This is a genomic window from Aestuariivirga litoralis, from assembly GCF_003234965.1.
Lineage (GTDB): Bacteria > Pseudomonadota > Alphaproteobacteria > Rhizobiales > Aestuariivirgaceae > Aestuariivirga > Aestuariivirga litoralis.
This window is the reverse complement of the sequence record NZ_QKVK01000006.1, coordinates 39177-62145: the sequence shown is the minus strand read 5'-3', so window position 1 is coordinate 62145 and position 22969 is coordinate 39177. Positions and strand designations below refer to the sequence as shown.

23 protein-coding genes are annotated in these 22969 nt (G+C 65.2%); 16 read left to right on the top strand and 7 right to left on the bottom strand.

Features of this window, described 5'->3' with window-relative positions; genetic code table 11:
* Window positions 1-53 precede the first annotated feature (53 nt).
* Together DK847_RS13430 and dapB are read right to left on the bottom strand one after the other, a co-directional pair.
* A complete protein-coding gene (locus DK847_RS13430; protein ID WP_161957271.1) occupies window positions 54-671 on the bottom strand; it encodes a 2,3-bisphosphoglycerate-dependent phosphoglycerate mutase in 618 nt (205 codons plus the stop codon).
* Between the two features lie 3 nt (window positions 672-674).
* A complete protein-coding gene (dapB, locus tag DK847_RS13425) occupies window positions 675-1475 on the bottom strand; it encodes a 4-hydroxy-tetrahydrodipicolinate reductase (protein ID WP_111199038.1) in 801 nt (266 codons plus the stop codon).
* A gap of 144 nt (window positions 1476-1619) precedes the next feature.
* On the opposite strand from dapB, the gene DK847_RS13420 reads away from it, so the two are divergent.
* Window positions 1620-2327, top strand: a complete 708-nt coding sequence (locus DK847_RS13420) for a DUF3750 domain-containing protein (RefSeq protein WP_161957270.1) — start codon at window positions 1620-1622, stop codon at window positions 2325-2327.
* A gap of 18 nt (window positions 2328-2345) precedes the next feature.
* Here DK847_RS13420 and DK847_RS13415 read toward each other — a convergent pair whose 3' ends face one another.
* The gene (locus DK847_RS13415; protein ID WP_111199036.1) at window positions 2346-2633 is read right to left on the bottom strand and encodes a DUF1330 domain-containing protein; all 288 of its coding nucleotides are present in this window, start codon (window positions 2631-2633) and stop codon (window positions 2346-2348) included.
* Window positions 2634-2746: 113 nt separating this feature from the next.
* Here DK847_RS13415 and DK847_RS13410 point away from each other — a divergent pair, with 113 nt between their 5' ends.
* From DK847_RS13410 to DK847_RS13385, 6 genes are all read left to right on the top strand, one after another.
* Window positions 2747-3286 (top strand): RNA polymerase sigma factor, encoded by a 540-nt coding sequence (locus DK847_RS13410; protein WP_111199035.1) that lies wholly within the window; start codon window positions 2747-2749, stop codon window positions 3284-3286.
* Window positions 3270-5222, top strand: coding sequence for a vWA domain-containing protein (locus DK847_RS13405; protein ID WP_111199034.1), 1953 nt, complete (start codon window positions 3270-3272; stop codon window positions 5220-5222). The genes DK847_RS13410 and DK847_RS13405 overlap by 17 nt, the downstream gene beginning before the upstream one ends.
* 73 nt (window positions 5223-5295) lie before the next feature.
* A complete protein-coding gene (locus tag DK847_RS13400) occupies window positions 5296-6078 on the top strand; it encodes a potassium channel family protein (protein WP_193548199.1) in 783 nt (260 codons plus the stop codon).
* A gap of 250 nt (window positions 6079-6328) precedes the next feature.
* Complete coding sequence (locus DK847_RS13395) at window positions 6329-9781, top strand: YhdP family protein (protein WP_161957269.1); 3453 nt, start codon at window positions 6329-6331, stop codon at window positions 9779-9781.
* Between the two features lie 331 nt (window positions 9782-10112).
* Window positions 10113-10409 carry a hypothetical protein gene (locus tag DK847_RS13390; protein ID WP_111199032.1) on the top strand — a complete coding sequence of 99 codons (297 nt, stop codon included), beginning with the start codon at window positions 10113-10115 and terminating at the stop codon, window positions 10407-10409.
* A 42-nt stretch (window positions 10410-10451) separates the two neighbouring features.
* Entirely contained in the window at window positions 10452-10802 is a 351-nt protein-coding gene (locus DK847_RS13385) for a nuclear transport factor 2 family protein (RefSeq protein ID WP_111199031.1), read from the top strand.
* Window positions 10803-10937: 135 nt separating this feature from the next.
* Here the strand turns inward: DK847_RS13385 and tyrS are convergent, their stop codons facing one another.
* Window positions 10938-12179 (bottom strand): tyrosine--tRNA ligase, encoded by a 1242-nt coding sequence (gene tyrS / locus DK847_RS13380; protein WP_111199030.1) that lies wholly within the window; start codon window positions 12177-12179, stop codon window positions 10938-10940.
* A gap of 81 nt (window positions 12180-12260) precedes the next feature.
* On the opposite strand from tyrS, the gene DK847_RS13375 reads away from it, so the two are divergent.
* Window positions 12261-13334, top strand: coding sequence for an anhydro-N-acetylmuramic acid kinase (locus tag DK847_RS13375; protein ID WP_245414606.1), 1074 nt, complete (start codon window positions 12261-12263; stop codon window positions 13332-13334).
* On the opposite strand, the gene DK847_RS13370 is transcribed toward DK847_RS13375, so the two are convergent.
* The 3 genes from DK847_RS13370 to DK847_RS13360 form a co-directional block, all read right to left on the bottom strand.
* The gene (locus DK847_RS13370; protein WP_111199028.1) at window positions 13297-14295 is read right to left on the bottom strand and encodes a DMT family transporter; all 999 of its coding nucleotides are present in this window, start codon (window positions 14293-14295) and stop codon (window positions 13297-13299) included. The genes DK847_RS13375 and DK847_RS13370 overlap by 38 nt on opposite strands.
* 60 nt (window positions 14296-14355) lie before the next feature.
* Entirely contained in the window at window positions 14356-15234 is an 879-nt protein-coding gene (locus tag DK847_RS13365; protein ID WP_245414605.1) for a DMT family transporter, read from the bottom strand.
* Between the two features lie 90 nt (window positions 15235-15324).
* A complete protein-coding gene (locus tag DK847_RS13360; protein WP_111199027.1) occupies window positions 15325-15978 on the bottom strand; it encodes an alpha/beta hydrolase in 654 nt (217 codons plus the stop codon).
* A gap of 191 nt (window positions 15979-16169) precedes the next feature.
* Here DK847_RS13360 and DK847_RS13355 point away from each other — a divergent pair, with 191 nt between their 5' ends.
* Genes DK847_RS13355 through DK847_RS13320 form a run of 8 tightly spaced genes read left to right on the top strand, consistent with a single transcriptional unit; the run spans window position 16170 to window position 22962 of the window.
* Window positions 16170-16640, top strand: coding sequence for an Rrf2 family transcriptional regulator (locus DK847_RS13355; protein WP_111199026.1), 471 nt, complete (start codon window positions 16170-16172; stop codon window positions 16638-16640).
* Window positions 16637-17719, top strand: a complete 1083-nt coding sequence (locus DK847_RS13350; protein WP_111199025.1) for a cysteine desulfurase family protein — start codon at window positions 16637-16639, stop codon at window positions 17717-17719. The genes DK847_RS13355 and DK847_RS13350 overlap by 4 nt, the downstream gene beginning before the upstream one ends.
* Window positions 17720-17727: 8 nt before the next feature.
* Window positions 17728-19242 carry a Fe-S cluster assembly protein SufB gene (gene sufB / locus DK847_RS13345; protein ID WP_111199024.1) on the top strand — a complete coding sequence of 505 codons (1515 nt, stop codon included), beginning with the start codon at window positions 17728-17730 and terminating at the stop codon, window positions 19240-19242.
* The gene (locus DK847_RS13340) at window positions 19239-19424 is read left to right on the top strand and encodes a hypothetical protein (protein ID WP_111199023.1); all 186 of its coding nucleotides are present in this window, start codon (window positions 19239-19241) and stop codon (window positions 19422-19424) included. Before sufB ends, DK847_RS13340 begins: the two co-directional genes overlap by 4 nt.
* A gap of 16 nt (window positions 19425-19440) precedes the next feature.
* Window positions 19441-20196 carry a Fe-S cluster assembly ATPase SufC gene (sufC, locus tag DK847_RS13335; protein ID WP_111199259.1) on the top strand — a complete coding sequence of 252 codons (756 nt, stop codon included), beginning with the start codon at window positions 19441-19443 and terminating at the stop codon, window positions 20194-20196.
* Window positions 20193-21365: a Fe-S cluster assembly protein SufD gene (gene sufD / locus DK847_RS13330; protein ID WP_111199022.1), complete on the top strand. Its 1173-nt coding sequence runs from the start codon at window positions 20193-20195 to the stop codon at window positions 21363-21365. The genes sufC and sufD overlap by 4 nt, the downstream gene beginning before the upstream one ends.
* On the top strand, window positions 21365-22585 hold the full coding sequence (locus tag DK847_RS13325; RefSeq protein ID WP_111199021.1) for a cysteine desulfurase: 1221 nt from the start codon (window positions 21365-21367) through the stop codon (window positions 22583-22585). Before sufD ends, DK847_RS13325 begins: the two co-directional genes overlap by 1 nt.
* Complete coding sequence (locus tag DK847_RS13320) at window positions 22582-22962, top strand: SUF system Fe-S cluster assembly protein (protein WP_111199020.1); 381 nt, start codon at window positions 22582-22584, stop codon at window positions 22960-22962. Before DK847_RS13325 ends, DK847_RS13320 begins: the two co-directional genes overlap by 4 nt.
* The last annotated feature ends 7 nt before the right edge of the window (window positions 22963-22969 follow it).

The following is a 22969-nucleotide window of genomic DNA, read 5'->3' as shown; positions in this document are numbered from 1 at the left end:
CCAAAAAAAATGCCCGGGACGAGCCCGGGCATGATGACGGGAGGGTCGAGCCCTCAGCCCAGCACCTCGACCGACACCGGCCGCGAGTCCGCGCCCAGCCGGTAGACCACCGGCACACCCGTCCCGAGTTCGCGCTCGAGGATCTGTTCCGGCGTCAGGCCCTCGATCGCCATGATCAGTGAACGGATGGAATTGCCGTGTGCCGCCACCAGCACCCGCTTGCCGGAGAGCACGTCGGGCTGGATGTGCTTCATGTAGTAGGGCAGTGACCGCGCCAGCGTGTCCTTCAGGCTCTCGCCGCCGGGTGGTGGAACGTCATAGGAGCGGCGCCAGATATGCACCTGTTCCTCGCCCCATTTCTTGCGCGCGTCATCCTTGTTGAGGCCGGTGAGGTCGCCATAGTCGCGTTCGTTCAGCGCCTGGTCACGAACCGTCTCGAGGCCGGGCTGGCCCAGCTCGTCGAGCATGATCTTCAGCGTGCGCTGGGCGCGGGAGAGCGCACTCGTATAGGCGATGTCGAAGTGGAAGCCCCTGGCCTTCAGCTTCTTTCCCGCTTCATGGGCTTCGGCGACACCCTGTTCGGTGAGGTCGGGGTCCTTCCAGCCGGTGAACAGGTTCTTGAGGTTCCATTCGCTCTGCCCATGGCGGACGAGCACGAGAAGGCGGTCCATGATCTACTCCAGTCCCAAAACGTCGGTCATCGAATAAAGCCCGGGCTTCCTGTCGAAACCCCAGAGCGCGGCACGCACTGCGCCACGCGCGAAAATGTCCCGGCTCTCGGCCTTGTGGGTCAGCTCGATGCGCTCGGCGGGGCCTGCGAACATCACCGTGTGCTCGCCCACCACCGAGCCGCCACGCAGCGTCGCGAACCCGATGTCGCCAGGGGGCCTGGCCCCCGTATGCCCATCGCGTGAGCGGACCGAGCGGCTCTTCAGGTCGATGGCGCGCCCCTCGGCTGCCGCCTGGCCCAGGAGCAGGGCGGTCCCCGAGGGCGCGTCGATCTTGTGCCTGTGGTGCATTTCGAGAACCTCGATGTCGAAGTCCTCGCCCAGCGCCGCGGCCACCTTCCGCACCATCACGGCGAGCAGGTTGACGCCGAGGCTCATGTTGCCGGACTTGACGATCCGCGCATGCCGCGCCGCCGCCCTGATCTTCGCCTCGCCCGCCTCGTCGATGCCGGTGGTGCCGATCACGTGCACGATGCGCGCCTGCGCGGAAAGCTCGACGAGCGCCAGCGTCGCTGCCGGCACGGTGAAGTCGATGATGCCGTCGACCCGGGTGAGGAGTGCGATCGGGTCATCGGTGATCGCCACGTCCAGCCTTCCGAGGCCGGCGAGTTCGCCCATGTCGGACCCCACATGGGGTGATCCGCTGGGCTCCAGCCCGCCTGCCACTTCGGCGCCCGGCGTCTCGTTGACGATGCGCGTCAGCACCCGTCCCATCCGTCCCGCCGCCCCGGCGATTGCGATCTTCATTGGTCGTCACCCCTCGTTCGACCCGCCTTTAGCAATGGACCCTGGCGATGGAAAGCGCCTTGATCCCGCCATGAAGGCCGCCAAAACTCACAACCTGTGATACGGCGCAGCCTGTTTTTCGTCACCCTTTTTCTGGGGCTTGCCGTGGCGGTCCCGATCGCCATCGGCGCTGCCTTGTCGCTGTCGCGCGGCTGGGCGGAAAGCTGGCGCACCGCCAACTGGAGTTCATCGCATCTCCTCCCGGACGCAGCGAAGGTGCCGGAGGCCAGGGTGCTGATCCTCGCCGCGCGCACCGGGCGCTGGAAGTCGATCTTCGCGGAACACTTGGCCCTCGTCGTGAAGCCGGAGGGGGCAACGTCCTGGACGCGCTATGATGTGGTCGGCTGGGGCAATCCGGTCCGCCGCGATGCCTATGCCGCGGATGCCTTCTGGTACGGCAACCGGCCCTATGTCGCGGCGCAGGTCTCGGGGCCCGGGGCCGCAACGCTCATTCCTTTGATCGAGCAGGCCATCGCCCGCTATCCGCATCGCGAGGCGGGAAGCTACGTGGTCTGGCCCGGCCCCAACTCCAACAGTTTCGTCGCCTGGGTGGTGCGCAACACGCCGGGCTTCGACGTGGAACTGCCGCCCGCCGCGGTGGGCAAGGACTATCTCGGCCCCGGGCTCGCCGTGGATCGTGCGCCGAGCGGCTCCGGCTGGACGGTCTCGGCCGCTGGTGTCCTTGGCCTCACCCTCGCCCTGCGGGAGGGGGTGGAGCTCAGCCTGCTCGGCACCACCATCGGCGTCGATCCGGATGATCTGGCAGTGAAGCTTCCCTCCCTCGGCAAGCTCAGCCTTCTCGACCTGAGGTGACGGTCCCCCGCTGGCCCCCTAGACCCCCTCAACCAGCACGATGTTGGCGATGCCTGCTCCCTCGCGCTTGGCCTTGGCCGCCTGGTATTCCGGCGAATTGTAGCAGTCGATGGCGGCCTGCAGGCTGGGGAACTCGATCACCACGTTCCTCGGGTGGCCATCGCCCTCGAGTTGCCTGAAGGCCCCGCCACGGGCGAGGATGTTGGCACCATACTTCTGGAAAGCCTCGCGCGTGCCCGCGGCATAAAGCTGGTACTGGTCCGGGTTGGTGACCGTCACATGGGCGATCCAGTATCCCTTCGGCATTCTCTCAACTCCTTGATTTCAGGGCCAGCATAGCGCGGGGCAGGGTGGTCCGAAAAGAATTTACCGCGGCTCCCAAGAATCCGCCCAATCGCGGCGTCTAAGTCTTCGAGCACATGAGCGGGACGGACGAGCAACTGGCGGGAGCGGCCGGGAAGGGTGACAGGCAGGCGCTGCGGCGCCTGCTGGAGCGCCACCATGACACGGCCTTCCGCTTCGCCTATCGCCTGCTCGGCTCGCGTGCCGATGCGCAGGACGTGGCGCAGGAGGTGCTGATGCGGGTCGTATCGCATGTTGCCGCCTTCCGGGGCGACAGCCGCTTTTCGACCTGGCTCTACCAGCTGGTCCTCAATGCCTGCCGCGACCACCGGCGACGGCAGGGACGGCTCAGGGACATGCAGCAGGGCTTCGCCGCGATGTCGGCGGCGCACCGCGCCGACTGGGCCGACAGCGACGCCCGCCTGCGCTGGCTCTATCTGGCGCTCGACCAGCTGAAGCCGGACCTGAAGGAGACGGCCCTCCTCATCCTGGCGGAGGAGGTCACACAGGACGATGCAGCCACCATCCTCGGCATCAGTGCGGGAACCGTGGCCTGGCGCATGAGCGAGGTGAAGAAGCGCCTGCGGGCGATGGCGGATCATGATGAACGAACTTGACGAGTTGAAGCAGATCTTCCGCAGCGAGGACCTCCCGCGCCCCTCTGCCGCCGCGCGCGCCGAGGCGATCGCCGCCGCAATGGCGCATGCGGAGAAAATCTCCACGACCTCCCAAGAAGCGGGTGTCGCCGCGCGTCTCAGGAACCGGATGGCCACCATCTGGAACCGGAGAAAAGTCATGCACAGCATCAACCGCAGTCACGCGTTCATGGCGGGCACCGCGCTGGCCGCGATCACCCTGCTCGTCATCGGCAGCCCCGTGCTGCAGCACCTCGCCAACGAGGGGGCCTTCGCGCCACCCGCCGCACCACCGTCCCCCATCGCCTCGAGGCCCGCTCCGGCCGTGGAGGACCTTGCGCGGAACATGGCTGAACCTTCTCCGAAGGCGGAGGCCGAGGCCATGAACGCCGCGCCGCCGCAGGTGGCCGCCAGGCGCAAGGAGGCGCTCGGCGCCTTGACGCTGGCCGATGGCATCACCGCTGCCGCAAGTTCGGACGCGGCCGATGCGGTTGCCGTGCCCACGCTTCAGGAGAACCGCGACCGCTTCACCGACTTCACATCGAACCCCGTGAAGCAGGTGGCGACCGATCCGCTCTCCACCTTCTCGATCGACGTCGACACCGCCTCCTACAGTTTCGTGCGCCGCTCGCTGGAGGCGAACGTTCTGCCGCCGAAGGATGCCGTGCGGGTGGAGGAGATGATCAACTACTTCCCCTATGACTATCGGGCCCCCACGGACCGCGCCGAGCCCTTCACGGCCAATGTCAGCCTCATGCAGACGCCGTGGAACGCCGGCACCAGGCTGATGCGCATCGGCATCAAGGGCTATTCCGTGGCTGGCGAGACGAGGCCGCGCGCCAACCTCGTCTTCCTCATCGATACGTCTGGCTCGATGCAGGACCAGGACAAGCTGCCGCTGCTCCTCAATTCCTTCCGCCTGCTGCTCGACACGCTGTCGCCCGACGACACGGTGTCGATCGTCACCTATGCCGGCAGTGCGGGCACGGTGCTGGAGCCCACCAGGGCCTCCGATCAGGCGAAGATCCTCGCCGCGCTCGACACCCTGTCGGCGGGCGGCTCCACCGCGGGTGCCGAAGGCATCCGCCAGGCCTATGACCTCGCCACGCGCAACTTCGACAGGCAGGGCGTCAACCGCGTGATCCTCGCCACCGACGGCGACTTCAACGTCGGCATCTCCGACCCGCGTGAGCTCCAGGACTTCGTCGAGCGCCAGCGCCGGTCCGGCATCTATCTCTCCGTCCTCGGCTTCGGCGCGGGCAATTACAACGACGACCTGATGCAGAGGCTCGCCCAGAGCGGCAATGGCAACGCGGCCTACATCGACAGCCTCGGCGAGGCCCGCAAGGTGCTGGTGGACGAGGCGACCTCGACCCTCTTCCCGATCGCCAATGACGTGAAGATCCAGGTCGAGTTCAACCCCGCCGCCGTCTCCGAATACCGCCTCATCGGTTATGAGACGCGTGTCCTCGACAAGGACGACTTCAACAACGACAAGGTGGACGCGGGCGACATCGGGGCGGGCCACACCGTGACGGCGCTTTATGAAGTGACGCCCAGTGGTTCCAAGGGCCAGCTCGTCGACCCGCTGCGCTATGGCAAGGCGGAACAGCCGGGAACGCCCGCCGGCGAATATGCCTTCGTCAAGATCCGCTACAAGCTGCCGGGCGAGGACGAGAGCCGCCTCATCACCAGGCCCGTCACCGCGGCGGACGAGAGGCCGGACAAGGACGCGAGCTTTGCCGCCGCGGTGGCGGCCTTCGGCCAGATCCTGCGCGGCGGCCAATATACCGGCAGCTTCGGCTACGACGACGTGATCGCGCTCGCCAGCGCCAGCCGCGGCGAGGACCCCTATGGCTACCGCGCCGGGTTCATCACCCTGGCGCGGCTCGCGAAGTCGGCGCGGGCCATGCAGTAAGGCGTTGAAACCAGACGAAACATCGCCGCCGTCCTCTCTGGACGGCGGTGTCGGTCTGGCCTAACCATGGGCCATGGACGCGGCCGAAACCCCCAGCCTCAAGCAGCGCATCTGGAACCTCTATGAGGGCGACACGCCATCGGGGCACCGCTTCCGCTATGGCCTGCTGGTCTTCGACCTTGTCACCATCGCCTTCGTCATCGCCACCTCCTTCCTACACTGGGACGAGACGGAATATGTCGATGCCGTCATCGGCGTCGTGCTGCTCATCGACTTCGCTGCCCGGCTGTGGATCGCGCGGCGCCGCTGGCGCATGGTGATGAGCGTCTACGGCGTCATCGACATCGTGGTCATCGTCTCGATGCTGGCGCCCATCGTGGGCGAGGGGCTGGCCTTCCTGCGCATCGCCCGGGTGCTGCGCCTGCTGCGCTCCTACACCATGGTGAAACGGCTCCGCCAGGACTTCCCGTGGTTCCGCAGGAACGAGCAGCTCATCATGTCGGCGCTGAACCTCGGCGTCTTCGTCTTCATGATGACGGCGCTGGTCTACGAGACCCAGCACTTCACCAACCCGAAGATCGCCAACTATGCCGATGCGCTCTATTTCACGGTGACGGCCCTCACCACGACAGGCTTCGGCGACGTGGTGCTGGAAGGCACCGGCGGCCGGATGATCGCGGTGCTGATCATGATCTTCGGCGTCTCGCTGTTCCTCCGCCTCGTGCAGGTCATGCTCCGGCCCGACAAGGTGTTCTTCAAGTGCCCGGACTGCGGCCTCACCCGGCATGACCGCGACGCCGTCCACTGCAAGGCCTGCGGGCGGGTGCTCAACATTCCGAACGAGGGCGAAGTCTAGTTCAGGATCAACCGGTTGCGTCCGATCTGCAGCCCTGTGTTGCCGCCCCCGCCAGGCTGGAACATTACCAGAATGACAGCCACGCTTTGGCCCATCTTTGGTGGCCAAAGGGGGCAAATCGCAGCGGCGGGGCTTTGGCAATTGCCTGAGGCTGCCCGCAGTGGCACATGTTTGGTCGGATTCGGATCAGTGGAACGGGAAGACGTTGCGGCGCCTTGCTAGGATAAGCGCTTACAGCTTGATGTCGGTCTTGGCCGTTCTGCTGGTTCTCGCCCTTGCCGTCCTGGTGCGGCTGTCGCAGGGGCCGGTGTCGCTCGACTTCCTGCGCGGCAGCATCGAGGCCAAGATCAACCAGAGCCTCCCCAGCATGACCGTCTCGGTGGGGGGAGTGACGCTGGAGCGTGACGGCTCCTCCGGCGTTCCGCATGTGCAGATCGGCGATCTGGTGCTCAGGGACAAGCAGGGCACCTATCTGGCGAGTGCGCCGCATGCCTCGCTCGGCATCGACGAGGGCGCGCTGTTCTCGGGCGAGGTGGTGCCCACCTCGATCACCCTCAAGGGACCTTCGATCCGCGCCCGGCGCGGGCTCGACGGCAATTTCTCGCTGGGCTTCGAGGAGCCCGCGCCCGAAAGCGAAGCCGTCACCATCGACGCCAACGGCACCGGCAAGAGCGACCTGCAGCCGGGCGAGGGCGCCGCCGCCCCGCAGCCGCAGTTCAACAGTTCCGGTGCCGCCCTCATCGCGCTGGTCAGCGGCGGGCCGGATTCCGGCGCCATCAGCTCGATCAATGCCATCAAGATCGAGAATGCCGCGATCACCTTCTTCGACGAGGCCAACAACGCGAGCTGGAACATCCGCGACGCGCACCTGACCTTCATCCGCCAGCCTGACGGCTTCATCGTCGATGCCAATGCCGCGGTCCTCAACGGCGGCGACAAGGCGGGCGAGTGGAAGGCCTCGGGCAATGCCTCCTACAGCCGGGCCACCCACAGCTTCTCGATCGATGCCCGCGTCGATGATCTCTCGCCCGCCAAGATCTCGGACCAGATCTATGCCTTCTCCAAGCTGGCGCGCGTCGACGTGCCGCTCTCCGGCAAGATCTCGATGGAGGTGACCGACGCGGGCCGCGTCACCAGCGCGGTGGGCGAGTTCCAGGCGGCGGCGGGCGTCGTCGACCTGCCGGACTACCTGGCAGGCCGCCTCAATGTCGACGAAGGCTCGCTGCGCGCCGAATATGATCCCGCCAGCGGCGCGATCAGCATCACCGACTCCCAGCTCCTCATCGGCAGCTCGCATGCCCAGATGACGGGCAGGCTCACGCCGGAGCGCAGCGCCGACGGCCGCCTCACCGCCATCGACATCCACCTCGAGGCCGACAATGCCGCCCTCGATGCCCAGGGCTCGATCCGCAACCCGGTGGCCATCGACCAGGTGATCTTCGACGGCAAGGCGCTCATCGACCAGGCGGAACTCGACATCAACGACCTGCAGGTGCTCTCCGGCAGCGCCGTGGTGCGCCTCAAGGGCGCCATCGCGGGCGGCGAGGAGTCGCCCGCCATCATGATGGGCGGCCGCATCCAGCGCATGCCGGCGGCGCTGCTGAAGCAGCTCTGGCCGCCGATCATCGCTGAGAAGACGCGCACCTTCGTCAACGAGAACGTCAAGGAAGGCCTCATCACCGAGGGCCAGTTCACGGTGAGGCTGCCGGCCAATGCCATGGCGGAGGCCAAGCGCACCCGCCAGCTGCAACCCGGCGCCATCAACATGACCATGGCCATGGAAGGCGTCACCACCGGCTATTTCAAGAACCTGCCGCCGTTGATCAACGCCTCCGGCACGGCCACGCTGAAGGACGACGACTTCTCGCTCACCATCGACGGCGGCGACGTGGTGCTGCCGTCGGGCGCCAAGGGCCGGCTTGCCCACGGCACCATGCTGTCGAAGGACATCCTCGCCGTCGAGACCAGGTCGGAGTTCGAGCTGGACATCGCCGCCGGCGCCCAGGCGCTGATCGAGTATCTCGACCAGCCGGACCTCAACCTCATCCGCCACACCGGCCTCGACACCTCGAAGCTCGAGGGCGACGCGACCATGAAGGTGCATCTCGCCTTCCCGATGATCAAGCCGCTGCCGCCGGAACGGATCGAGATGAAGGCCGCGGCGCGCCTGGTCAATGCCGCGCTCAAGGACGCGCTGCCCGGCGTCGACATCTCGGAGGGCAAGATCGACCTGACGATGGAGAAGGGCGTGCTCACGGCCACCGGCCCCGCCAAGATCGCCGGCATCCCGTCGGAGCTCTCCTGGCAGCGTGGCCCCGCACCGGATTTCCTGCAGTCCGCCGTCATCAAGACCACCCTCGACGGCGAGCAGCGCCGCACGCTGGGAATCGATCTCGGCACCTTTGCCCGCGGTCCCGTGCCGGTCACCGCCACCATCGCCGACCTCGCCGATCCGCAGGGCCGGGTGGATATCGTGGCCGACCTCAGCGACGTCGCCATGCGCATCCAGCAGATCGGCTGGGCCCGCCCGGCCATTCCCAAGACCGCCGCGAAGATGACCTTCTATTCCAAGGGCGAGAAGGGACCGCGCGTCGAGGATCTGGAGATCAAGGGCAAGGACCTGTCGATCAAGGGCAGCATGCTGCTGGCGCCCAAGCGCCAGGGCCTGCGCTCGGCGAACTTCACCGAAATGCGCCTGTCGGACGAGAACCGCTTCGCCGCCACCGTGAAGGTCGCCGACAATGTCATGGACGTGCAGGTGACGGGTGACAGCTTCGATGCCCGCCCGCTGATCCGCGGCCTGTTCGGCAACCAGAACCGTGACGAGGCCGCCCAGGCGGCGGAGGAGGCCAAGGCAAACTCCGGCCGCACGGTAAAGCTCAACCTGTCGATCGGCCGTGTCTATGCCAATCTCGGCGAGATCATCACCAGCGTCAGCGGCAGCCTCGTGTCGAAGTCCTCCCGCCTTAGCGAGGCGGAGATCAACGGCACCTTCCTCAGCGGCCAGCCCATCGTGTTCAGGGTGACGCCGGTGGAGGGCGGCCGCGAGATGCGCATCAACGGGCGCGATGGTGGCGCGGCGATCCGCGCCGCCAACCTCTATTCCAAGGTGGCCGGCGGCCAGATCGAGTTCTTCGCGCTGCTCAGCGCCGATGGCTCGGTCAGGAAGGGCAAGCTCACATTGCGCGATTTCGAGGTCCGCAACGAGGCAGCCCTCGCCGAACTCGACGCCCGCGGCAAGCCGAAGCGTGATGCGCCGCGGCGTGACGGCCCGCGGCGCGATGCGCTGAGCTTCAAGAAGCTGTCGCTGCCCTTCACCTCCGACAGCCGCTTCATCTGCATCGGCGAGGCGCTGGTGCGCGGGCCGGAACTGGGCGCCAGCGCGGCGGGCCTGATCCGCAAGGCTGATGGCGCCATCGACATCGCCGGCACCATCACCCCCGCCTATGCCCTCAATGCCGCGCTGGGCGACATTCCGCTGCTGGGCGATATCATCACGGGCGGCAAGGGGCAGGGCATCATCGGCGTCACCTTCGCCATGAGCGGCACGGTGGACAAGCCGGACTTCCAGATGAACCCCGTCTCCGCCGTGGCCCCCGGATTCCTGCGCAAGTTCTTCGAATATTCAAGCCGCTGCGAGCCGATGAAACCCGTGAAGAAGACCGGCAAGAATGCCGAGGAAGCCGTGAGCCCGGCGCAATAGGTTCTGCGCCACTGAATGGCTGCTCAATCAACTTATTGAAATCAGTTATAAATTGATGCACGCCCGAATCGCTTGTAATCCTCGTCCCTGAGCTGACGACGATTGCAGTCCCGTTTGCTCTCTTCCTCTCCCCCTATGAGCCCCCCGGCGGGGGGAGAGGACAATCCGCTCCGCCCGGTCGGCCAGCCATCATCATCCAGCGTCCCGGGACCTGCCGTCAGGAACATGACAGCAAGCACGCATTAGCGTGCAGGATGCTCAAGCTTGCGGACAGGTTCCGCACAGCTTGGTGCAAGTGCGAACACCACCTCGCCTTCGGGAGCCTTGCGACATGGAATATGAAAAGACCGTGATGAACCTGTTCGATCTCCACGCCGGCCGCGCTGCGGCCCTGCCGGGCGCGGTGCCGGAGGAGGAGATCGCAATCACCAAGGGCCTGCCGACTCCGCATCGTGGCCGCGCCAAGTATCCCTTCCGCGACATGGAACTGGGCGACTCGTTCTTTGCGCCGGGCGCCTCGGTCATCGGCCTTCACGGCTGCGCCCGCCGCCACCGCCCCAAGCGTTTCACCTGCCGCACGCTGGTGGAAAACGGCGTGGCCGGCGTCCGCGTCTGGCGCATCGTCTGACGCCGACTGGACAATGCGGGGGCGGGACCTATAGTCCGGCCCATGCCGCACCCATCCCCGCGTGACGTCGTCAACCGCCAGCTCGAGGTCTACAACGCCCACGACATCGATGGCTATTGCGCCCTTTTCGCCGAGGACGCGACGATCTCGGACCTCGTCACCGGCCAGCTGATCTGCAACGGCCTCGCCGAAATCCGCAGTGTCTACACCAGGCGCTTCGCCGACAATCCGCAGCTCCGCTGCACCGTCCACCAGCGCCTTGAGGGGCCCACCCACGCCATCGACAAGGAAACCGTCTACGGCCTGCCAACGGGAGACTTGCACATCATGGCGATCTACGAGGTGCGCGAGGGCCTGATCCGGAGCTTGAAGTTCATCCGCTGGACGGATTGAGGTTGGCGCGCAGCTTTATTCCGTCACCCCAGCGAAAGCTGGGGCCCAGCTTCCCTCAAGCTCGGCCCCCCAAAGCGGGACCCCGGCCTTCGCCGGGGTGACGGCAGTGAATGGTGGAGAAAGGGCGAACAGCCCCTAGGCCGGCTTCACCAGCACGTGCTTCTTCTTGCCCATCGACAGCTTGATGACGCCATCGGCCAGCAGCGCGCGGTTCAGCACCAGCTTCTCGTCCGCCACCGCCTGGTCATTGACCTTGATGGCGCCGCCCTGCACCGAGCGCCGCGCCTCGCCGTTGGACGATGCGAAGCCTGCCGCCACGCAGGCCGCGAGCAGGCCCGTTCCGGCATCGAGGTCGAGCGCGATCGACGGCAGCCCCGCCGCACTCTGGCCTTCCTCGAAGGTGCGCCGCGCCGTCTCGGCGGCCTCTTCCGCCACCGCGCGGCCATGCAGCATGGCGGTCGCCTCGGTGGCGAGGATCTTCTTGGCCTCGTTGATCTCGGAGCCGCCCAGCGCGCCGAGCCTGGCGATCTCGGCCAGCGGCATCTCGGTATAGAGCTTCAGGAAGCGCGTCACGTCGGCATCTTCCGAGTTCCGCCAGTACTGCCAGTAGTCATAGGGCGACAGCAGGTCGGCATTGAGCCACACCGCACCCGACGCCGTCTTGCCCATCTTGGCGCCTGAGGAGGTGGTGAGCAGGGGCGACGTCAGCGCAAAAAGCTGACGCTGGTCGCAGCGCCGGCCAAGCTCGATGCCGTTGACGATGTTGCCCCACTGGTCGGAGCCCCCCATCTGCAGCACGCAGTTGTGGCGGCGCGACAGTTCGAGGAAGTCGTAGCCCTGCAGGATCATGTAGTTGAATTCGAGGAAGGTGAGGGGCTGCTCGCGGTCGAGCCGCAGCTTCACCGAGTCGAAGCTCAGCATGCGGTTGATGGTGAAGTGCACGCCATAGTCGCGCAGGAAGTCGATGTAGTTGAGGTGATCGAGCCAGTCGGCATTGTTCACCATCCTGGCGTCCGTCGGCCCGTCGCCGAAGGTCAGGAACTTGGTGAAGACCTGTTTGATTCCGGCGAGGTTGGTGGCGATCTGCTCCACGCTCAGCATCTTGCGGGATTCGTCCTTGAAGGACGGGTCGCCGATCTTGGTGGTGCCGCCGCCCATCAGCGCGATCGGCTTGTGGCCGGTCTTCTGCATCCAGCGCAGCATCATGATCTGCACGAGTGAGCCCGCATGGAGCGAGGTGGCCGTCGCGTCGAAGCCGATATAGCCGGTGATCGAGCCCGCCTTGGCCGCGGCATCCAGCGCCTCGGGGTCCGAGATCTGGTGGATGAAGCCCCGCTCTGACAGTATGGTGAGGAAATCGGACTTGAACTGGCTCATGGCACCCGGACTTTCGAATAAGGCTGCGGGCTCTTACCACGGAGGCCCGCCCTGTCAAAACTGACCACCGCTTTGGGCTTCATGTCCGGCACCTCGCTCGACGGCATCGACGTGGCGCTGCTGCGCACCGACGGCGAGGAGCAAGTGAGCCACGGCCCTTCCGCCACCTTTCCCTACCGCCCCGACCAGCAGGCCGTGCTGCATGACGCCCTGACCGAGGCCAAGGCACTCACCTCCCGCGATGCCCGCCCCGGCATCCTGGCCGAAGCCGAGCGTGCGCTGACCGAATGGCATGCCGAGGCGGTGGAGCGCTTTCTGGAGGCGAATGGCCTTACCCCGGCCGAGGTCGACGTCATCGGCTTTCACGGCCAGACCGTCATCCACCGCCCGGAGCGCCGCCTCACCGTCCAGCTGGGCTTGGGCCCCACCCTCGCCCGGCGCACCGGCATCCCCGTGGTCTACGACATGCGCGCCGCGGATGTCGCCGCGGGCGGGCAGGGGGCGCCCCTGGTGCCGGTCTACCACCGGGCATTGGCTGCTTCCGTGGGCGAACGCCCGGTCGCCTTCGTCAATATCGGTGGGGTGGCCAACATGACCTGGATCGGGCGGGACGGTGAGCTCGTTGCCTTCGACACCGGACCCGGCAATGCCCTTCTCAACGACTGGTGCGAACGCTGGACCGACGTTCCCTACGACGTCGACGGTTGTCTTGGCGCACGTGGCAACAGCAACCGAAATGTCATCGAACAGCAACTCAAAAACAACTTTTTCGCAACCGCTGCACCCAAGTCGCTCGACCGAAACAGCTTCGATGTGAGGTTCGTCGATGGCCTCTCGCCGGCCGATGGCGCGGCGACCCTCACGCGTTTCACGGCGGAAGCCATCGCGGCCGGCGTGAGGTTGGTGCCGGAGCCGCCCCGCCTGTACATCGTCTGCGGCGGCGGCAGGCTCAATCCCACCTTGATGCGCGATCTGCGGGAATGCTTGCAAGCGCCTGTAATTGCTGCAGAAGAATGCGCCATGAATGGCGACTCGATGGAGGCGGAGGCCTGGGCCTACCTCGCCGTCCGCAGCCTGCGGGGGCTTCCGATCACCTTCCCGGGCACCACTGGCGTGCTCATGCCATTGCCGGGCGGCGTCGTTGCGCGGCCGTGATCCGCTGCTCCTCCTGCCACAGCACCAGCATCGCGCCGAATAGCAGAAGGCAGCCCGCAAGTTCTTGAAATGAAAGCCATTCCCTGAGGAGCAGCAAGGCCAGCCCGGCCGCCACGGCGGGCTCGATCATGGACGCGACCAGCCCGCCCGCCGCGGTCCGGCAGCGCGCCATGCCGGTGCAGTAGAGGTAATAGGCCAGCGCCGTTGGCACGAGGCCGAGATAGAGCAGGAAACCACCCGACCGCCACTGCCCGAGGGCCTGCCCGATCGACGTCCAAGCCATTGGTTCGGTTATGAAAACCATGCCCGCCAGCAGCAGCGATGTGAGCGACAGGCCAAGCCCGGCGATCAGCAGCGGTGGATGCTCCCCGGCCAGCTGCCGCGCCGCCCCGGACATCAGCACGAATGCAATGGAGGCCGCCACAGAGAGCACTAAGCCCTCGATTATGCTGGAGAAATTCCCACCGTGGAAACCGGAACCGCTGAATGCCGCCAGCCCCGCCACCGCCAGGACCAGCGCCCCCAGCACCGGCCGCGACACGGCCCCCGGCTGCCGCCACAGCCCCCACATCACGGCGACCACCGGGGGCAGGCAGACGGTGATGAACACCGTGACCGTCACCCCCAGCAGGGTGAAGCTGCGGAACAGTCCGATCTGGAAAACAGCGCAACAGACTGCGAAAACGATCAAGTTCGGCAGGTTCTTCAGCCTGGGCCACGTCCGCGCTCGGCCGCCGCAGAGCGCCCAGAGCAGCAGCAAAGCCGGCCCGGCCACCGCTGTCCGGATGAAGCCGTAGCCCGCGTCACTCACCGAAAGATCGTTTGGGAACAAGCGGCTGGCCACACCTACCGTGGCCCACAAGGTGGCTGCCAGCATGACCAATACCAGCGCCGTGGCAGGCGCGTTGAAAAGGGCTGCGGTGCGCGAGGCGCGGGACAGTGCTGAAGCGGCAACAGGCATGGCAACCTCCCTGGTTGCCTCTATACTGCCTCTGCGTCAGGTGCCCTTCAGTGGCGAAACTCACAAGGCCTTCGGTTGACGGCGCAGCAGCTTCAGCGCGCGCCCATCGATCACCACCAGTGCCAGCATGATGATCACCGTCCCTAAAATCTCCATGCGATCAAGGGTTTCGCCCAGAACCGCGATGCCCATGGCAATGGCCGATACCGGGATCAGCATGGTCACCAACAACACGTTGGCCGGCCCAGACCTGGCCACCACGCGGAAGAACAGGATATAGGCGAAGGACGTGGACAGCAACGAAAGCCCCAGCAGCGCAGCCCAGCTTTCCTTCGATGCATCAATGAGTTGTGCGGGGTTATCAAAGCTGAATGCGAATATTGTCATGATGAGCGATGAGACCAGCAGCTGCCCCGTGGCCATGCTCAAGGGCGGCGTGTTCTTCAGCTTCATCCGCGCCCAGAGGCTGCCCACCCCATAGCTCGCCGCCGCCCCGAGGCAGAGCAGGATGCCGATGCTCTGCGAGTTTTCGCCGAAGAGCGAGGTGCCCTTGAGCACGGCGACGCCCGCGATGCCGATCAGAATTCCCAGCACTTTCCGTGGGATGAGTGGGTCGAGCCCAGCCGCAGCAATGAAGGCGACACCGAACAGCGGCGAGGTGGCGTTGATCACCGAGGCCAGTCCCGAGGCGATCATCGTCTGCCCCGTCACGATCAGCGTGAAAGGAATGACGTTGTTGAGAATTGACAGCCCGATGATGGCCGTCCAGGCCTCGCGGTCCCTCGGCAGTGGCCCGACCAGGAGGAAGTGAAACGGCAGCAGGGCAGCCGCGGCCAGCACCACCCGCGCCCATACGATCACCAGCGGCGACAGGTCCTTTACCGCAATGCCAACAAAGAGATAGGAGCCTCCCCAGATGACGGAGAGGAACAGCAGCATGCCCCAGACGGACAGCGGGATATGGTGGTGGTTGGGCGTCATCGGTGCCGTCATCTCCCGCCCGGCGCGCTCAAGCCACCCGATAGCTGACTAGAGCTGGCCTTCCGCCGCGAGGCGCTTGTCGAGGTAGGTCGAGCAGGTCTTGGTCAGCTCGTCGATCTTGTCCTGGAAGAAGTGGTTGGCCCCCGGGATCACCTTGTGTTCGACGGTAATTCCCTTTTGAGTCTTGAGCTTGGATACAAGGCTGTGAACCGCCTCGGGCGATGTCACGGTATCCTTCTCGCCGTTCACGAACAGGCCAGAGGCCGGACAGGGGGCGAGGAAGGAGAAGTCATAATGCTTGGCGAGTGGGGCAACCGAAATAAACCCTGAGATTTCAGGGCGTCTCATCAGCAGCTGCATCGAGATCCAGGCCCCGAAGGAGACGCCGGCGATCCAGCAGATCTTGGCTTCGCGGTTGAAGGACTGCAGCCAGTCGAGCGCCGAGGCGGCATCGGACAGTTCGCCCGCGCCATTCTCGAAGACCCCTTGCGAACGGCCTACGCCTCTGAAATTGAAGCGCAAAACCGAGAATCCGCGGCTCTGGAACATCTGGTACATGGCATGCACGATCGGATTGTTCATCGTGCCGCCGAAGGTCGGGTGCGGGTGGAGCAGGATGGCGATGGGAGAGCCTGCCGCCTTGGAGTGGTGGTAGCGTGCTTCGATGCGGCCCGCGGGCCCGCTGAAAATCACTTCCGGCATAAAGCTCTGATCCTCATGGGAGATATCCGGCACGGGAAAAACCCGGTGGAGGATCCACCGAATAATTGACTCCTGTACTCGGGTTTTCTATATCCCTGTTTAGAATTGTTCGAAACTGGCGGAGCGGGACTCCGTCTTGAAGTTCTCGCCTTTAGCACGGGTGAGGGGTTCAAAATCAAGGATTTCGTGCCATGAAGATGAGCACCAAGGGCCGCTATGCCGTGATGGCGATGATCGACATCGCCACCCATTCCGATGGGGCGCCGGTGTCATTGGCCGAAATCGCCGAACGTCAGGACATCTCACAGGAATATCTCGAGCAGCTGTTCGGCAAGCTCAGGAAGCACAAGCTGGTCGAGAGTGCCCGCGGACCCGGCGGCGGCTATCGCCTGGCCACCCCGATGGGCGAGATCCCGGTTGCCAGGATCATCGCCGCCGTCGACGAGGAGCTGCAGTTCACCCGCTGCGGCGGGGATGCGGTGGAGGGCTGCGTCAAGGGCGAGCGCTGCAATGCGCATGACCTGTGGTCGAGCCTGGGTCGGCAGATGATGTATTTCCTGTCGTCGATTTCGCTCGAAGACGTTGTCGAGAAACGGAATTTGGCACTGGCCGCAACCATCAAGCAGACCAAGGACCGCCACCCGGAGGGCGCGCCTCAGTGAGGAGCTACCTCGACCATAACGCCACCTCGACGCTGCGCCCGGAGGCGAAGGCGGCGATGCTGCGCGCGATGGATTGCACCGGCAACGCGTCGTCGGTCCACGCCGAGGGCCGCGCGGCGCGGCAGCTGCTGGACGAGGCGCGGGAGCAGGTGGCGCGCGCGGTTGGCGTGATCGCGCCGATGGTGGTGTTCACCTCCGGCGGCAGCGAAGCCAACAACATGATCCTCAAGGGCGCGCCCGTTGAAAGGATTATCGTTTCTGCCGTGGAGCACCCGTCGGTGCTGCAGGCGGCGACGGCGTCGGGCAAGCCCGTGGGCATCATTCCGGTCGATGGCAATGGCGTCATCGACCTTGAAGCGCTCGCGGAATTGCTGCACGGGCCCAGGGCGCTGGTGAGCGTGATGGCGGCCAACAACGAGACCGGCGTGGTGCAGCCCCTGGCCGAAGTGGTGCGCCTGGCGCAGCAGCATGACGCGCTGGTGCACAGTGATGCGGTGCAGGTTCTGGGCAAGCTGCCGTTGAATTTTGGCTTGTTGTCGGTTGATTTTTTGACGTTGTCCGCGCACAAGGCCGGCGGTCCGGTTGGCATCGGAGCAATGGTTGTCCGCGATGGTATTCCGGTCGAGCCTTTGATCCACGGCGGCGGCCAGGAGCTGCGCCGACGGGCGGGGACCGAGAACCTGATAACGATTGCAGGCTTCGGCGCGGTCGCCGGCCTCAGGCACGACGTCCGGACGCTCCGTGACCGCCTGGAGGCAGGGCTCGACGGTGCCGAGATTTTCGGCAGCACCGTGGAACGCCTGCCCAACACCACCTGCTTCGCCTTTCCCGGCATGAAGGCCGAGACGCTGCTCATGGCCTTCGACCTCGAAGGGGTCGCGGTCTCGTCCGGCTCCGCCTGCTCGTCGGGCAAGGTGGCGAAATCGCATGTGCTGGCAGCGATGGGGGTGAAGCCGGAAATCTCCGAGGCTGCCATCCGCGTATCACTGGGCTGGGACACCACCGAACAGGACATCGAACATTTCACCGCCGCGTGGCGCAAGATCCGCGACCGCCACAAGGCCAGGGCTGCTGCCTGAGGATTGACATGGCTGACATTGAAACGATTGCACTCGTCAAGGACATCGACGTCGACAAGTACAAGTACGGCTTCACGACCGACATCGAGTCCGAATATGCGCCGAAGGGCCTGAACGAGGACATCGTCCGCTTCATCTCGAACAAGAAGAACGAGCCGGGCTGGATGCTGGAGGCACGGCTGGAAGCCTATCGCCGCTGGCTGCAGATGGAGGAGCCGACCTGGGCCAAGGTCGACTACCCCAAGATCGACTTCCAGGACCTCTATTACTACGCGGCGCCCAAGAGCGTCTCGGCGCCGAAGAGCCTCGACGAGGTGGACCCCAAGCTGCTCGAGACCTATGCCAAGCTCGGCATTCCGCTGAAGGAGCAGGAGATCCTCGCCGGTGTGCGGAAGCAGGGCGAGAAGAGCGAGCTGGACGAGGAGGGCAATGAATATGCCTCCGGCAAGGTGGCGGTCGACGCCGTGTTCGACTCGGTCTCGGTGGTCACCACCTTCAAGGCGGAACTCGCCAAGGCGGGCGTGATCTTCTGCTCGATCTCGGAAGCGCTGCGCGAGCACCCGGAGCTGGTGAAGAAGTATCTCTTCTCGGTGGTACCGCAGGGCGACAATTACTATGCGGCCCTCAATGCTGCCGTGTTCTCGGACGGCTCCTTCGTCTACGTGCCGCCGGGCGTGCGCTGCCCGATGGAGCTGTCGACCTATTTCCGCATGAACGCCAAGAACACGGGCCAGTTCGAGCGCACGCTGATCATCGCCGACAAGGGCAGCTACGTCTCCTATCTCGAAGGCTGCACCGCGCCGACGCGCGACGAGAGCCAGCTGCACGCGGCCGTGGTCGAGCTGATCGCACTGGACGATGCCGAGATCAAGTATTCGACCGTCCAGAACTGGTACCCCGGCGATGCCGAGGGCAAGGGCGGCGTCTACAATTTCGTGACCAAGCGAGGCGACTGCCGTGGCCCCCGCTCCAAGATCAGCTGGACGCAGGTGGAGACGGGCTCGGCCATCACCTGGAAATATCCGAGCTGCATCCTGCGCGGCGAGGAATCGCGCGGCGAGTTCTATTCGATCGCCATTTCCAATGGCCGCCAGCAGGTCGACAGCGGCACCAAGATGATCCACCTCGGCAAGAACACGTCGAGCCGCATCATTTCCAAGGGCATCGCGGCGGGCCGTTCCGACAACACCTATCGCGGCCTCGTTTCGGCGCACCGCAAGGCGCTGAACGCCCGCAACTTCACGCAGTGCGACTCGCTCCTCATCGGCGACAAGTGCGGCGCGCATACGGTGCCCTACATCGAGTCCAAGACCTCGACCGCGCAGTTCGAGCATGAGGCGACGACGTCCAAGATCTCGGACGACCAGATGTTCTACTGCATGTCGCGTGGGCTTTCGCAGGAAGAGGCGGTGGCCCTGATCGTCAACGGCTTCGTGCGCGACGTGCTGCAGCAGCTGCCGATGGAATTCATGGCCGAGACGCAGAAGCTCATCGGCATCTCGCTGGAAGGGAGCGTCGGATGACGATCACCGCCTACGATATCGCACTTCCCATCGGGCTGGCGCTGGTCTTCGCGGTTTTCCGCTACTCCCAGTACCGTTCGGCAGATCCGCAAACGGCCCTGCCCAAGGCGGCGGCCGATGGCGTCAAGGGCGCCATCGGCCTTGCCGTCATCACGCTCGGCTACCAGTATCTTACTCATTGAGGCGACAACCGTGACCCTGCTCAACATCGACAACCTGCATGTGAAGCTCGAAGACGAGGACCGGGAGATCATCCGCGGCCTGTCGCTGAAGGTGAACCCGGGCGAGGTGCATGCCATCATGGGCCCGAACGGCTCCGGCAAGTCGACTCTGTCCTATGTGCTCTCGGGCCGCGAAGGCTATGAGGTGACCGAAGGCTCCGTCACCTACAAGGGCGAGGACCTGCTCGAGATGCCGCCGGAGGAGCGCGCCGCCAAAGGCGTGTTCCTGGCCTTCCAGTATCCGATCGAGATCCCCGGTGTGGCCACCATGCAGTTCCTGAAGGTGGCGCTGAACTCCCAGCGCAAGGCGCGCGGCGAGAAGGAACTCTCGACGCCGGACTTCATGCGCCTGGTCAAGGACCGCGCGGCGAAACTGAACGTGAGCCAGGACATGCTGAAGCGGCCGGTCAACGTGGGCTTCTCCGGCGGCGAGAAGAAGCGCGCCGAGATCCTGCAGATGGCGGTGCTGGAGCCCTCGCTCTGCATCCTCGACGAGACGGATAGCGGCCTCGACATCGACGCGCTGCGCGTGGTGGCGGAAGGCGTGAACGCGCTGCGCTCGCCCGACCGCGGCATGATCGTGATCACCCACTACCAGCGCCTGCTCGACTACATCGTGCCGGACTTCGTGCATGTGCTGTCCAAGGGCCGCATCGTGAAGTCGGGCGACAAGAGCCTGGCCCTCGAACTCGAAGAGAAGGGCTATGCTGAATTCACGCAGGACGCGGCATGAGCACGGCCCTCGCAAAGACCGCCGCCGAGGAGGCGCTGGGCTTCCAGCTGCCGCACCGGCGCATGGAGGACTGGCGCTGGACCGACCTGCGCCAGATGATCGACAAGCCCTATCCGCCGCGCCAGAAGGTGCAGGCGAAGGCGGGCGAGGTCGAGCGGCTGGTTGGCGCCTCGATCTTCGCGAGCGTTGCCGCCACGCGCATGGTGTTCGTCAATGGTGAGTATGATGCGGCGCATTCGAGGCTCGCCAATGCGTGGGTGGAGTCGAAATCCGAGCTCAGCGATCCGATCAACCTGATGAACGTTGCCTTTGCCACCGATGGCGCACGGCTCCGGATCGAGGGCAATGTCGATACGCCCATCGAACTCATCTTCGTTTCGACCGACGCCGCCCCGCGCACGGTGGCGACGCGCAACGTGATCGAGGTGGCGGATGATGCCTCGGCTACCATCGTCGAGACGCATCTGGGCGAGGGGAGCTACCTCGCCAATTCGGTGACCGAGATCCGCGTAGGCAACAACGCGCGCCTCGACCGGGTGAAGGTGGAGCTCGAGTCGCATGACGCGGTGCATCTTGCCCATTGCCACGTGATCGTCGGGCACAGCGTCACCTTCCGCGACTTCACGCTGACGACTGGTGCCAAGCTCAACCGCCAGGATGGCACCTTCCGCTTCATCGGCGAATTCGCCGATGCCAAGGTCTCGGGCGCCTATCTGCTGGCGGGCAAGCAGCATGCCGACACCCGCCTCGTGGTCGACCACGAGGTGGCGAATTGCGCCAGCCGCGAGCTTTTCAAGTGCGTGATGGACGACCATGCCCGCGGCATCTTCCAGGGCAAGGTGATCGTGCGCCCCGGTGCGCAGAAGACCGATGGCAAGCAGTCGAGCCATGCGCTGCTGCTCTCCGAGACCGCCGAGTTCGACGCCAAGCCCGAGCTCGAGATCTATGCCGACGATGTGGCCTGCGGCCATGGCGCGACCTCCGGCGACCTCAACCACGACCATGTCTTCTACCTCAAATCCCGCGGCATTCCGGAGGCGGAGGCCAAGGCGCTGCTGATCGCGGCCTTCGTGGGCGAGGCCTTCGACATGATCCACCATGACGGCATCAAGGCGGCACTCGAAGAGTTCGCCGCGCGCTGGCTGACCGAGCACCGGAGGAAGGGCTGATGGCTTACGACGTTGCCGCCATCCGCGCCGACTTCCCGATCCTGTCGCGCGAGGTCTATGGCAAGAAGCTGGTCTATCTCGACAATGCCGCCTCGGCCCAGAAGCCGAAGCCTGTGCTCGATGCGATCATGAAGGCCTATACGGAAGAATATGCCAACGTGCATCGTGGCCTGCATTACCTGTCCAATGCCGCCACCCAGGCCTTCGAGGATGCGCGCGAGAGCGTGCGCCGCTTCATCAATGCGCCGCAGCCTGAGCAGATCATCTTCACCCGCAACGCAACGGAAGCGATCAACCTAGTGGCGCAGAGCTTCGGCGGCATGGTGATCGGGCCGGGTGACGAGATCGTGCTGTCGATCCTCGAGCACCATTCCAACATCGTGCCGTGGAACTTCCACCGCGAGCGCAATGGCGCGGTTTTGAAGTGGGCGCCGATCGACGATGACGGCAACTTCCTGCTCGATGAGTTCGAGAAGCTGCTGACGCCGAAGACGAAGATCGTGGCGATCACCCAGATGTCCAACGCGCTCGGCACCATCGTGCCGGTGGCGGAGGTGATCAGGCTCGCCCATGCGCGGGGAATTCCCGTGCTGGTCGATGGCTCGCAGTCCTCCGTGCACATGGCCGTCGACGTGCAGAAGCTCGATGCCGATTTCTTCGTTTTCACCGGCCACAAGACCTATGGGCCGACCGGCATCGGTGTCCTCTACGGCAAGAAGGAACTCCTCGCCAGGATGCCGCCCTACCAGGGTGGCGGCGAGATGATCTCGGAAGTGGGCACCGACTACGTCACCTACAATGACCCGCCGCATCGCTTCGAGGCGGGCACGCCCGCGATCGTACAGGCCATCGGACTGGGTGCGGCACTCGACTACATGCGGGGTGTCGGCCTTGACAACATTGCCGCACACGAAGCGCTGCTGCGCGACCGTGCGATGGAGCGGCTCTCGGAGATCAATTCGCTGCGCATCTATGGCCGCGCCAGAAACAAGGGCGCCATCGTCTCATTCACCATGGAAGGGGCGCATGCCCATGACGTGGCGACCGTGATCGATCGGGCGGGTGTTGCGGTGCGTGCCGGCACCCATTGCACGCAGCCGTTGCTGCAGCGCTTCGGCGTCACGGCCACCTGCCGTGCCTCATTCGCCATGTACAACACCCTCGAAGAGGTTGATGTTCTGGCGGACGCGCTTATCTCTGCCCGGAGGATCTTCGGATGACCGATGCCGCCACTGAAACGAAGCCCGCAGCCGACAATGCGCCGAACCCTTCGGCCATACCGCCGGACGAGCTGGCGCGCCTCACCGACGGCATCGTCGCGGCGCTGAAGACCGTCTACGACCCCGAGATCCCGGTCGACATCTATGAGCTGGGCTTGATCTACAAGGTCGACATCGATGACGACCGCAACGTGGCAATCGAGATGACCTTGACGGCGCCCGGCTGCCCCGTCGCGGGCGACATGCCGGGCTGGGTGGAGAATGCGGTCTCCGCCGTCGAGGGCGTGCAGAGCTGCCGGGCGACAATCGTCTTCGATCCGCCGTGGGACCACAGCCGCATGTCGGACGAGGCCCGCGTTGCACTGAACATGTGGTAAGGAGGAA

Excerpts from the sequence above, each read along its gene's own strand:
- DK847_RS13415 (WP_111199036.1), bottom strand. The coding sequence starts at position 2,633 with ATGCCGAAGGGATACTGGATCGCCCATGTGACGGTCACCAACCCGGAC.
- DK847_RS13400 (WP_193548199.1), top strand. The coding sequence starts at position 5,296 with ATGGACGCGGCCGAAACCCCCAGCCTCAAGCAGCGCATCTGGAACCTC.
- sufD (WP_111199022.1), top strand. The coding sequence starts at position 20,193 with ATGAGCACGGCCCTCGCAAAGACCGCCGCCGAGGAGGCGCTGGGCTTC.
- DK847_RS13340 (WP_111199023.1), top strand. The coding sequence starts at position 19,239 with ATGACGATCACCGCCTACGATATCGCACTTCCCATCGGGCTGGCGCTG.
- DK847_RS13390 (WP_111199032.1), top strand. The coding sequence starts at position 10,113 with ATGGAATATGAAAAGACCGTGATGAACCTGTTCGATCTCCACGCCGGC.
- DK847_RS13325 (WP_111199021.1), top strand. The coding sequence starts at position 21,365 with ATGGCTTACGACGTTGCCGCCATCCGCGCCGACTTCCCGATCCTGTCG.
- sufB (WP_111199024.1), top strand. The coding sequence starts at position 17,728 with ATGGCTGACATTGAAACGATTGCACTCGTCAAGGACATCGACGTCGAC.
- DK847_RS13430 (WP_161957271.1), bottom strand. The coding sequence starts at position 671 with ATGGACCGCCTTCTCGTGCTCGTCCGCCATGGGCAGAGCGAATGGAAC.
- DK847_RS13360 (WP_111199027.1), bottom strand. The coding sequence starts at position 15,978 with ATGCCGGAAGTGATTTTCAGCGGGCCCGCGGGCCGCATCGAAGCACGC.
- DK847_RS13385 (WP_111199031.1), top strand. The coding sequence starts at position 10,452 with ATGCCGCACCCATCCCCGCGTGACGTCGTCAACCGCCAGCTCGAGGTC.
- DK847_RS13410 (WP_111199035.1), top strand. The coding sequence starts at position 2,747 with ATGAGCGGGACGGACGAGCAACTGGCGGGAGCGGCCGGGAAGGGTGAC.
- DK847_RS13405 (WP_111199034.1), top strand. The coding sequence starts at position 3,270 with ATGATGAACGAACTTGACGAGTTGAAGCAGATCTTCCGCAGCGAGGAC.
- DK847_RS13320 (WP_111199020.1), top strand. The coding sequence starts at position 22,582 with ATGACCGATGCCGCCACTGAAACGAAGCCCGCAGCCGACAATGCGCCG.
- DK847_RS13375 (WP_245414606.1), top strand. The coding sequence starts at position 12,261 with ATGTCCGGCACCTCGCTCGACGGCATCGACGTGGCGCTGCTGCGCACC.
- DK847_RS13365 (WP_245414605.1), bottom strand. The coding sequence starts at position 15,234 with ATGCTGCTGTTCCTCTCCGTCATCTGGGGAGGCTCCTATCTCTTTGTT.
- DK847_RS13355 (WP_111199026.1), top strand. The coding sequence starts at position 16,170 with ATGAAGATGAGCACCAAGGGCCGCTATGCCGTGATGGCGATGATCGAC.
- dapB (WP_111199038.1), bottom strand. The coding sequence starts at position 1,475 with ATGAAGATCGCAATCGCCGGGGCGGCGGGACGGATGGGACGGGTGCTG.
- DK847_RS13370 (WP_111199028.1), bottom strand. The coding sequence starts at position 14,295 with ATGCCTGTTGCCGCTTCAGCACTGTCCCGCGCCTCGCGCACCGCAGCC.
- tyrS (WP_111199030.1), bottom strand. The coding sequence starts at position 12,179 with ATGAGCCAGTTCAAGTCCGATTTCCTCACCATACTGTCAGAGCGGGGC.